Raw genomic sequence first — 12,954 nt, forward strand, 5'->3', positions numbered from 1 at the left:
GATTTCTCGAAATTAAGTAAAAAATCGCTGTTTTGAAACAGAGTTTTGATTATGATCAATAAGTAATCTTATTTTTATCTTAACTCAAATTTCAGACAGTTGTTTTTACATTAATTAAATAATATAACGACTAATTACATTTTCAGTTATTACTTTTTTCAGATTGTAATGTAATTTCTTTTGGTATTTTTCTGATAATCCACTTAATAGGTTCAGAAGTTTAAATGGGTCAATCTACCAGCACTAATTTTTTCATGGAAATATTGCCTGTATGGTCTTTGAATACAATATAGTATACGCCTGTACTAAATCCATTCATTGAAAGGGAATGAGTTCTTTCATCTCTGTTGAGTGTATTATTTTTTACAATTTTGCCTGTATTATCTAAAACTAGGTAAGAGATTTCACCTGCATTACCGGACGGACTTTCCAGATAGAAGATGTCTTTGGATGGATTGGGGTATATCTTTATTTCCGAAATACTAAACTTTGAAAGGTTGCTCAATACTGCACCAGAAACTTTCGGCTCTTCTACAGTAGTATAAGCAGTTTGGAGTATTTCATTTGTATTAAGGTTTTGGACAAGTGTAACAATACCTAAATCACCCGTAAATATTGAATTTACGTTCCAGCTGTAATCTTTAATTAATGAGTTTTCAGTGCCTAAAAGCATTTCTCCGGAAATATCAGGTAGGGTCTGAACTGCCACATTTGTTAATTCTGTACCATTCAGACTCATTTGCTTCTCAACTATAAAATGATAAATAGCCAGGTCTTCTTTATTAGTAATGGAGGTATCTATGGTTATATCCGCATTGAATTTAACTGTATGTTCATTGGAGTTGAGAACATTTACTTTTATTTGTACTAATGAATCAACAAGGGAATAAAGTAATGACTGCTTAATTATTTGTTTCCTATTCTCACCAGAGGTAATTGTTCCCTCAATCACATTTCCATCTACTACTATTTGTGAAGATTCACTGATTCCATAAATATCGGTTCTGGAATCTAGTTGAGAACGATTATTCTTATTAACTTCATCAGGGAAAGGGTAGGAAGTGTGGAACTCCAGCTTTATTATATCCTGAGCGTATACAGCGGTATCGCATAAGGATTCTACCGTATTTATGGTTTGATTAAAGTCAGCACTATTGGTATTTGTAAATAACTCAAGTAATACATTTTTACTTCTCTCGCCCAAGTAGAAATTATCAATAGCCATTCCCCTGGAGCTTTCATTTGTAAAACCTAAGAAATTAAACCTTAATGATATACTTGATAAAGTTTTTAGCTCATCTAATGGATAGGCTACTCTTACCCATTGCCAATTCTCATTTTGGGAGGCCGACCAGGCATATTGCTGTTCATTGGATGCACCTCCAATTCTGGCAAAAGTGGTGATATTATTATACCAATTAATAGGATCATCAATTTTTCCAAGAGGCTTCCAACCTTCACTTCCTGATGAGTATTCTAAAATAGCACCAGATCTGTTTAGTTCCTCTATATCAAGATACATATCGAAGGAAAGCATTGGCTTATCAAGTGTATCAAGATTGAAATTGGCTATGTTCAGATATGAATTTTCATCTTTTTGGTAACCGGCCGAGTTTGCGTTAATCATAGTGCCCCAGTATTTTGAAGTGTTTTTCTCACTTTCAAAAGGGTTTCCAACTTCAATATAAGTCCATGAGGAGTTTTGTTCTATATCCGCAGCCTCGGTATTCCATCCTCCGGGCCCATTCTCAAAATCTTCAAAATAGGGATATCTTAAAACTGAATTAACAACATCAACATTTTTAACTATTGTATCATAGCATATTCCAACTATGGTATTGCCATCTTTAATTGCAGCGGTAATTATAAGGCTGACATTATATCGTCTGTCCTCTTCAAAATTATGTTGCGGATTTTGCAAATTAGAACTATTAAAGGAACCTGAGTTGGGATCGTCAAAATTCCAAAGATACTCTTGAATCTCAACATTCCCACTTAATTGTATTTCAGAGGTGAACTGAGTGCCATTTGAAGAACCAGTCTCACTAGTAATAGGTTCTGTAAAGCTAAAATCTGTACGATCAATATTTCCTACTTCAATATTTACTGTGCGTCTAAAGCTACAGCCTAAAGCGGTTACAACTTCAAGTGTGATTTCGTTTCTTCCAGCTTGTTTAAAAGTCACATTATTCCCCTCTATCAAACTGGTATTCCCAATAAGGTCCATCCATCTCACTTCAATAATGGAGTCATTGGCAGTCTTATAGCTGCTACCATCATAGTTAAAAATTATACGGTTTTTGACATCGCAATCATTTTCATATGTAAACTGAAGTGTAGGTGAAGGGATTACTGTAATTGTATCGGTATAAACAGAAATACAATTTAAAACAGGGTCTTCAACAGAGTAGGTAACCAACGTTTTTTCAGTCACTCCTGGTAATCTGGGATTGAATATCCATTGAGCACCTTGCTGTGATACACCGGAACCCGAAAAAGTGCCTCCTCCTGTATTAATGAAATTAAGATTAACAATATTTGATGCACAAATTATGTTGTTTCCTTGTTCTCTATCATCAATCCTGAACCTTTCTTCTGCTTTAACTATTACCCTAACGTCTTTTGAGGGGCCAATACATATTCCGTCATTTAAAGTAGGTGTTATTGTATAAATAACAGTATCTCTCTGTGGAAATGGTTTAGAGTTGGATAGCACACCACCTACTTCACTTCCCTGTCCGTTAACGGCTCCCGCTGAATTTGAAGATACAGTCCATTTATAGATTATATTTTGCAGATTATTCTGTGTAGAAAGAGGTATTGTAAAAGCTGAGCCTGTGCAAACAAGTACAGTATTAGGTATATCCGATGAAAAATTTATTTCAGGGTAGACTGTAATGCTCAAATTCCTTGAAGTGCCTTCACATCTCTCATTATAGGGTGTTATACGGTATACAATTGTTTTTGTAGTGGATGAGGTATTCGCTACTGAAACAAGATTAATATCCCCAGTTCCTAAAGCGGTGGCGCCTGATACAGAATCCGGAAGAGAAATTAACTCCCATTCAAAAACAGTATTGCTTAAATTTGCCTGAGGAGAGAAGTTGAAATTATCTCCTGAACAAATTGTGGGGTTATAATTAAGAGATGAAGATAGTACAGGTCTTGGTTTTACTCTAATCTCAAAGGTTTCAACGGGGCCTGCACATCCATCTTTTACAGCATATACTTCAAAAACAGCTACATTATCATTTAAAGGATCATTGTTGAGAACCTGAAAATCGTTAGGGGTTATTTTATCGTTTGTGCTGCCTGTTAGATTGTTGATACCTATAGTTGTGTTTCCACTGATGTTTGTCCAGTAATAAGTTTCATCTCCTGAAGTATTCGCAAAGAATTCATAATTAACAAAATCACCTGCACAGAAAACGGTGTCTTTTACTAAGCTTACAGGTGAAGGTTTCAATGTAATCTTAAAAGAGTCTGCTTCACTTAAGCATCCATTACTAGTACTGAAATACTTTATATATCCACTAATTTTCTCTCCGGTTAAATTCTCTGCTAAATGGAAACCAGGGAAATTACCTGAACCGGAAAGAGGAGTAGAGCTAACGAAAAGAGATGGTTCAGTAACCTGCCAGGTAAATGTTCCTGAGCCACTACTATGTGAAAAATTACGTTGACTAGTTTTAGTTCCTGCACATAGTTCTGCTTCATCTGATTGCGAATTTACCACAGGTTTGTTCTTCAGCGTTACTATAAAACTTTCAGTACCAACACAACCAGCTTTTGTAGATGACAATACGAATGTACCCGTTAAGTCTGAACCAGTAGTATTGATGGCAGTAGTAAACTCAATAGCGTTTCCATTAATTACAGGAGCATTAGTTACTATTGCAGAATTTGAATTAGAGATACTTAAAGTTGTACCTGATAAATCAATGTTGAATGGAATAGAAACAAATTCTTCTGAGCAGACTTCAAGATCAGCTATTGGTGAAATTTGTGGAGTTGGATTAACAGTAATTTTAAATACTTCTGAAGGACCAGTACATCCATTATTAAGAGCAACTACTGCTATATTAGCTTCAATGGGCACACCAGTAGTATTGGTAGCAGCAGAAAAATTTAAATTTCCAGTGCCCGAAGCAGCTAGACCAATGGCGGTATTATCATTTGTCCAGCTGTAACTTGAACTGGCTCCCAGACTATTGCTAAAAGTAGTCGTAATCATATCAGTACCACAAGCCACTTTATCAGCCACAGGATTCATCAACGGTGTAGGCTTCAAACGAATTCTGAAAATTAATTGGTCACTCTCACAACCTTCCCAGGTACTTGTTACTGTAACAACAGAAGTAATAGTATTTGTTGTATTGTTGGCAGCCATTGTAAATTGAGGGATACTTCCCGTGCCAGAATTAACGGATAACCCAATATTTGCTGAGTTAGTAGCTGTCCATGAAATAGTACTGTTGCCAGATGAGTTATCACTGAATTCAATTTCAGAAATTAGATCTCCCGCACAAGCATTAATGTCCGTAACAGTGGCTAAAATAGGTTTAGGCTTCACTGTTATTGTAAAAGTTTCTACATCCCCTTCGCATGAGTTGGCTGTACCTTTTACCTGAATGGTGCTAACCTGATCTACACCCGTTAAATTTTCTGCGGCATTAATATTTATATCTCCTGTTCCTGAGACTGCTATACCTGTATTTGTATTATCATTAGTCCAGCTGTAGGTTGTGCCTGCAACATTACTTGAGAAGTTTGTCTGAATAGGATCGAAAGAACAGACTTCCATGTCCGTTACAGGGTTTATAACCGGATCGGGGTTTAAAGTAACCTTGAATGTTTTTGTAATACTTGAGCAACCATCCAAAATAGCACTGTAGGTAAAGTTACTCTCTACAGGACTGCCGGAATTATTTGTGGCTGCAATAAAATTTAAATCTCCACTACCGCTTGAAAGCAGACCAACTCCAATTGTATTATTATCCGTGCTCCAGGAGAAAGTTTCTCCGGTAGTATTTGCGTTAAAGCTAACACTTACAGATTCGCCGGGGCAAATACTAACATCGCTTACATCATCAATAACAGGAGTTGGTTTTGTGAAAATAGTGAAGCTTTCACTGGCACTATTACAGTTATTTAGTTCATAATTAATAGTTACAACTGAAGCAACTGAAGTACCGCTAGTATTTGGTTGAGGCGTAAAAGAAGGAAAACTTCCTGTTCCGGAGCCTGAAGAAAGACCAAGTTGAGTAAAATTAGTTACTGACCAGCTAAAGCTTCCTCCGGATAAATCAGCGCTGAAAGTAATGCTACTTTCGCTTTCACCAGGACATAGATACATGTCGCTTATTGGAGAAATTACCGCAATTGGGTTTATTGTCAATTGCATTGCATCAGTAAAGTTTGAGCAGGTATTGCTGCTAATTCCTTCAAGCGTTAATGTAATAGGGCTGTTACTTAAATCATTCGGTCCGGGTGTATAAACTGGTTGTAGTTTGCTTGAGTCATCAAAAGTACCGTCTCCAGAGCTAGTCCATTGGTAGGTAGTAGTATTTTGTGCACTTGGAGTAACAGAGGATAAACTTAAGTCTAAATCTTCTCCATCACAAATTGCTTCATTGGATCCTGCATCAACAAATGATTGGGCATCAATTTGAAAGTCAACTGTAGAAACATTAGTACATCCTGTTGACTGAAATATTATTTGAGCATAGTAAGTAGCTCCATTACTTACTTCTTCAGATGTTTCGTCACTGACTAAAACAGTTAAACCGCTGTTTGTGTACCAGAAAATATCTACCGAACCTAGTGATTCAGAAGTAAGATCAGTATGCAAAGTAGTTAAATCTATTTCTGCTGTACCTGTATTTAAGAGATCTTCACAGTAAGTATAAGATCTGGATATAGCAGATGGTAGCGGATTAATTGTTAATAACTTTGTATCAGTTACAGTGGCACAAGACCCGTTTCCGGTTACAGTTAAAGTAAGCGTAACGGTATTACCCGCATCAGCAGGGTCAGGAGTATAAGTAGGGGCGTCCGTAGTTTCATTGGAAATTGAACCATTACCATTGTGAGTCCATGCAATAGTATTTTGATTGGTAACCGCTGCATCATTAACAGTAAAAGCAGTGTTCACGCATGTTTCGCCAGCTATTCCAGCATCTGCAGTAGGGGCTGATGTGATAGAAATAGCTTTTGTATCAGTTACAGTGGCACAAGACCCGTTTCCTGTTACAGTTAAAGTAAGCGTAACGGTATTACCTGCATCAGCAGGGTCAGGAGTATAAGTAGGGGCGTCTGTAGTTTCATTGGAAATTGAACCACTACCATTGTGAGTCCACGCAATAGTATTTTGATTAGTAACTGCTGCATCATTAACAGTAAAAGCAGTGTTCACGCATGTTTCACCAGCTATTCCAGCATCTGCAGTAGGTGCAGGGGTGATAGAAATAGCTTTTGTATCAGTTACAGTGGCACAAGACCCGTTTCCGGTTACAGTTAAAGTAAGCGTAACGGTATTACCTGCATCAGCAGGGTCAGGAGTATAAGTAGGGGCGTCTGTAGTTTCATTGGAAATTGAACCACTACCATTGTGAGTCCATGCAATAGTATTTTGATTGGTAACCGCTGCATCATTAACAGTAAAAGCAGTGTTCACGCATGTTTCGCCAGCTATTCCAGCATCTGCAGTAGGTGCAGGGGTGATAGAAATAGCTTTTGTATCAGTTACAGTGGCACAAGACCCGTTTCCGGTTACAGTTAAAGTAAGCGTAACGGTATTACCTGCATCAGCAGGGTCAGGAGTATAAGTAGGGGCATCCGTAGTTTCATTGGAAATTGAACCACTACCATTGTGAGTCCATGCAATAGTATTTTGATTAGTAACTGCTGCATCATTAACAGTAAAAGCAGTGTTCACACATGTTTCACCAGCTATTCCAGCATCTGCAGTAGGGGCTGATGTGATAGAAATAGCTTTTGTATCAGTTACAGTGGCACAAGACCCGTTTCCTGTTACAGTTAAAGTAAGCGTAACGGTATTACCTGCATCAGCAGGGTCAGGAGTATAAGTAGGGGTGTCTGTAGTTTCATTGGAAATTGAACCACTACCATTGTGAGTCCATGCAATAGTATTTTGATTGGTAACCGCTGCATCATTAACAGTAAAAGCAGTGTTCACACATGTTTCACCAGCTATTCCAGCATCTGCAGTAGGTGCAGGGGTGATAGAAATAGCTTTTGTATCAGTTACAGTGGCACAAGACCCGTTTCCGGTTACAGTCAAAGTGAGCGTAACGGTATTACCTGCATCAGCAGGGTCAGGAGTATAAGTAGGGGCGTCCGTAGTTTCATTTGAAATTGAACCATTACCATTGTGAGTCCACGCAATAGTATTTTGATTGGTAACCGCTGCATCATTAACAGTAAAAGCAGTGTTCACACATGTTTCACCAGCTATTCCAGCATCTGCCGTAGGTGCAGGAGTGATAGAAATAGCTTTTGTATCAGTTACGGTGGCACAAGATCCGTTTCCGGTTACAGTCAAAGTAAGCGTAACGGTATTACCCGCATCAGCAGGGTCAGGAGTATAAGTAGGGGCGTCCGTAGTTTCATTGGAAATTGAACCATTACCATTGTGAGTCCACGCAATAGTATTTTGATTGGTAACCGCTGCATCATTAACAGTAAAAGCAGTGTTCACGCATGTTTCGGCAGCTATTCCAGCATCTGCCGTAGGTGCAGGGGTGATAGAAATAGCTTTTGTATCAGTTACAGTGGCACAAGATCCGTTTCCGGTTACAGTTAAAGTAAGCGTAACGGTATTACCTGCATCAGCAGGGTCAGGAGTATAAGTAGGGGCGTCTGTAGTTTCATTGGAAATTGAACCACTACCATTGTGAGTCCATGCAATAGTATTTTGATTAGTAACCGCTGCATCATTAACAGTAAAAGCAGTGTTCACGCATGTTTCGCCAGCTATTCCAGCATCTGCCGTAGGTGCAGGGGTGATAGAAATAGCTTTTGTATCAGTTACAGTGGCACAAGATCCGTTTCCGGTTACAGTTAAAGTAAGCGTAACGGTACTACCTGCATCAGCGGGGTCAGGAGTATAAGTAGGGGCGTCTGTAGTTTCATTGGAAATTGAACCATTACCATTGTGAGTCCATGCAATAGTATTTTGATTAGTAACCGCTGCATCATTAACAGTAAAAGCAGTGTTCACGCATGTTTCGCCAGCTATTCCAGCATCTGCTGTAGGTGCAGGGGTGATAGAAAGAACCAGATTGTCAGAACTATCACTACAGGAAGCATTTCCTGTAGCTGTTATAGTTAAGGTTACTGTTCCGGATAGCCTGTCGTTACTACCTGGAGTATAAGTTGGTGTTAATAATGAAGTATCATTAAATGACCCGTCTCCAGAGGTAGACCATATAATTGCATCATTATTTGCAACAGCAGGAGAAGCATTAGAAAGATCATACGATCCATTAGAGCATATTTCTGCAGTTGGATCGACAGTAGCTGATGGAAGCTCAATCACTTCTACCAGGTTAATTGGTTTTACCAGTACGCATCCATCCGGGCTTTGATAGGTAACCGAAATTTCCTGCACCCCTAGTCCTGTTGCTGACGCATCAAAAATATCCCCTGTAACTCCGGAACCGGAATAAGTATAGGTACCACCTGCTGGAGAAGCATTCAAATCAATTGAGGTTAAATCAAAGTTAGTTTCGTCTTCACATACTAAAGCAGGAGTAAAAAAGGGAGGAATATCAGGTGTAGGCTTAATTGTAATAGTAAAAGAAGAGGTTACGGGAGTCGTACATCCCTGATTAACTGCTGATACAGTGATGGTAGTTACTATATCAGTTGATGTATTATTACTTGCAGTGATAAAATTAATATTATCTGTTCCATTATCCGGATTTCCTACATCTGTATTGTCGGATGTCCAGGTAATGTTATCAACTCCTGAAACTGTATTGAAATCAATGTTAATGAGCTCTCCTGAGCAAGCTATTACATTGGAGGGTACAGGACTAAATACCGGGGCATCAAGTATTTCAATATCTATTTCAAGATAAGGGCTTTCACAACTGTTGCCATCAGTTTGTGTAGCATATCTTTTAAATGTTCCGGAAGAACCAGTGCTAACTCCAAGTGAAGCTAGTGAAGGGGAATTACCTGTAGCCACTTGAGTTGATAAGGCATCATCTGAGTACCATTTTATAGTAGTCCCACTGACACTAATAGAGTTTGATGAATCATCATCCCCAACACAAAATGGATTGTAAGCCGTAGAGGTAGTAGGTGCCGAAGGCAATGAATTTACTGTGAAGTCTATTCTCGCTGTGCTTTCACATCCTGTAGAGTTATTGCTTATTTTAGCATAATATTCAGAACCTGATGAAACACTCTGATTAGAAGGTGTAAATACAGGATAATCTAGGGCAGCATCATTATACCACGCAACGCTTACATCAGAGGCACCTGCCGTAACATCATTTTCGTAATTTGATAGATTTACAGAACTTGCTCCAGATCCACTTGAGTTTTCACATATGTTGTAAGAATTATTTACAGCAGTAGGAAGTTGGTTGAGACTAAATGAGATTGAACCTACATTTTCGCAGAGGGTTAAATTATCTATAATCTTTGCGTAATAGGTTGCTCCATCAGTGATAGTGGGAGTTGAGGTAGAGGATGTACCAATTTGGTTACCCGCAGTAGGAGGACTATTATCATGCCAGGTAATGGTGGTGTTATTTGCGGTTGTTATGAATGAATTATACTGAGCTACCAAATCAATTGAAGTATTCTCTGTGGTTGATCCGACTCCATCATCACAGATTTCTTCATTCAAAATGTTTGCGTCAGGAAGAGCATTTACAGTAATCACCACTGCCTCTGATGAATTTGGGCAAGAGGTTCCAGACACTGTGTAAGTAAAAGTATAGTTCCCAGCTGCGTTTAAAGAAGGATTAAATGTATTACCAGAAAAACCGCTAGCTCCACTATCGTTGGTCCATGTCCCTCCAGTGTCATAGTCAGCTAAAGTAGTAAATAAATTAAAAGAAGTACTATTTATGCAAACTTGAGCATTAGTACCATTACCGGCACTTAATGTGTTTTCAATAGTAATAGCTACAGTTACAAAGTCAGAAACACATGTAGCTCCCGATACTGTGTAAGTGAAATTATAAGTTCCGGAACCTGCTGAGGAAGCATCCAGAGTATTTCCACTAAAGCCGGAAGCTCCGTCATCATTATTCCACGTACCACCCGTATCGTATCCTGTAAGCGTAGAAAATAAATCAAATGAAGTTTCTGACTCACAGATGGTGGTATTAGTAGCACTACCGGCTTCTGGTGATTTTTCTATTGTTATAGAAATGGTTTCACTATCTTCTACACAAGCCGTAGTTGCTGTGGTATAGGTAAAGTTATAAGTTCCTGGTGTGGTACTGCTTGCATCCAGGGTGCTTCCTGAGAAACCAGAGGCTCCGTCATCATTGCTCCAGGTTCCTCCTGCATCTTCACCGGATAGCATGGAGAAAAGATCGAAATTTGTTTCAGTATCACAAATTGAAACTGGTGATAGTGCAGTACCGGCATTATTCGTGTCTGTTATAGTAATTGTTACTGTTTCACTATCTGAACATGCTACTTTATTTACTGTATAAGTAAAGTTATAGCTTGATGCTACTGTCAAACCAGTAGCATCAAGCGTATTACCTAGTAAAGCTCCGGTTCCATCATCATCTGACCAGGTTCCTCCTGTTGAAAAGCCTGTCAATGTTGTAAATAAATTGAAATTATCGTTTGTGATACAAATATTCCTATTAGTAGCTGTTCCTGCAGATGCAGGAGCCTCAACTGTAATAGTCACAGTTTCATTATCGCTTGGGCAATTAGATGAAGTTACTGTATAAGTGAAATTATAAGTGCCGGGCACCACTCCACTAGCATCGAATAAATTTGCATTCAATTGACCTGTTGCATCGTCATCAGTCCAGACTCCACCACTTTGCTCTCCTGATAAAGCGTTGAACAGGTCATAAGCTGTTTCAGTTTGACAGATGGTAGTATTTTCTGCAGTACCGGCTACAGGTGCAGCAAAGCTTTGAAATGTAGCATGTTCTTGTATATCTGCAATTGCATTTCCTAGCTGATTAGCTGTTCCTCCTGTTCTTACCAGGTCAATCGGTCCGGTAGCTGTATTTATAGGCTTTACACGAATGTCAGAAATAGTAATAGATTCAAGTTGAGTTCCATTATTGCCTTCATCTACATAAATAACCCTTATCTGATTGGTTTGTACTGCGATATCAATAAAAGTTATATCATCACCACTATTTGAAACAGAGCCGAAATCAGGATCAAATTGGAAGTTGGAGGGAGCTGCAAGAATGTAGGTTTTAGGTGAGGTTGAATTATCCGCAAAATCTCCGCTCGCTGTTTCACTAATAACAATATTTGAAATAACGGTATAAGCATCATTAATACAGAAATTGTAATTTCCTGCAGATGTTACATTTACCTGGGCAAAACTATTGCTATTTGCTGCCAGCAATAGTATAAGAGGTAGTACTATTAAGTTAATATTTCTGTAAAAGTGTTTCGTACGCGAACAATTTAAATTACCGATAATTTTAAAACTCTATTTTAGTGAGCCCGATTGCTTTAGCATCATTCTCAAATAAAAGGCTTGATAATATTACTATTTTATCTTCATTATCAACCATAATTTTTTTCACATTATACAAATTACTACTTTGAAATTCAATATATTCATTATCTATTTCCACTCCGGCAGCAGAAAATTTTAGTAAAGAGGATAATCCATTTATTGTGGTGGAGTTACTATTCGTTGTGGCAATAACAATATCTTTATTACTCTTTTGAGCCATACTAACTACCTTGTGGCCTTCATCAATAAAAAATTGGTGAATAGACTGTGAATTTTTAATGCTACCAGGATTATCTGAAGAATTCAGAATATCCCGAATTATAAAGAGACTATCATTTGAAAGATAGTTGCCAGCATAAAAATAAGTGCTGGTACCTTTCTCTTTTAATGCTGCCCCTAAATTCACATCTCTTGCAGCATAGATTTTGATAGGATTTCCTGAGGGGCTTACTGTGTTTTTGAACACTTTCCTTCTTATGTTCATAGTGTGAGGTATTGAGCTTGAGGAGTCATTAGCTGCAAAATTCTGTCCAACTGTGGAAAATATCCCCCCTTCTTCTTCAGTAAATACCTTTAAAATGGAGGTGGTATCAAAAGTAAAATTATTTGGGAATTGCTTAATAGGGTTAATTTTATTTGTATTCTCATTACTGGTGCTTAATTGAGATTCCGTATAAATTTGAACAATCTCATTTATCCGTCCATCCTGTTCAACTATTCCTCCAAAAATGATCTGACTGTCATTCTCCAGAAATATGAAATCATTCATTTTCATCGCATAAGATGATGCATTAGTTAGTAATAAGGTAGAAATATTTTCTGCACTTATTATATCATTTTCACTGAGCAATTGATTACTGATTTTGAATAAAAAGCTTTCATAATTGTTGCTTTCAGCAGAAAGCCTTCGCGTTCCTAAAATATAGATCTGGTTATCCAAAATCTTTAAAGTAACACCCTTATCATAAAATTCAGGAATACTGATTAGAGTAGTATTTTCCTCATAACCATTTTCATCTGTACTAATCAGGTATAAATCGGAGTCGGTGCCTAGCTTACTATTAGCTAAGATAATGTAGCCAGAGCCTTCGCTTTTTGAAGAAAAATCTACTGCTTCCAAATCAGCTTCACCATAAAAAATCTTATAATATTCGGAACTCTGAGGATCTAAATTATCATCACTACAATCGGATAAACAGATTATTAGAAGTAAAAGAACGATATGTCGAATGAATTTATACACT

General features: G+C 37.9%; 2 protein-coding genes. Both read right to left on the reverse strand.

Annotation, left to right across the window (positions count from 1 at the left end; genetic code table 11):
- Nucleotides 1–229: 229 nt before the first annotated feature.
- The gene (locus IEV85_RS07715; protein ID WP_188461930.1) at nucleotides 230–11,593 is read right to left on the reverse strand and encodes a PKD-like domain-containing protein; all 11,364 of its coding nucleotides are present in this window, start codon (nucleotides 11,591–11,593) and stop codon (nucleotides 230–232) included.
- Nucleotides 11,594–11,672: 79 nt separating this feature from the next.
- A complete protein-coding gene (locus tag IEV85_RS07720) occupies nucleotides 11,673–12,953 on the reverse strand; it encodes a globin family protein (RefSeq protein WP_188461932.1) in 1,281 nt (426 codons plus the stop codon).
- Nucleotide 12,954: the final 1 nt, after the last annotated feature.

Source organism: Marivirga lumbricoides (genome assembly GCF_014636295.1).
Classification (GTDB): domain Bacteria; phylum Bacteroidota; class Bacteroidia; order Cytophagales; family Cyclobacteriaceae; genus Marivirga; species Marivirga lumbricoides.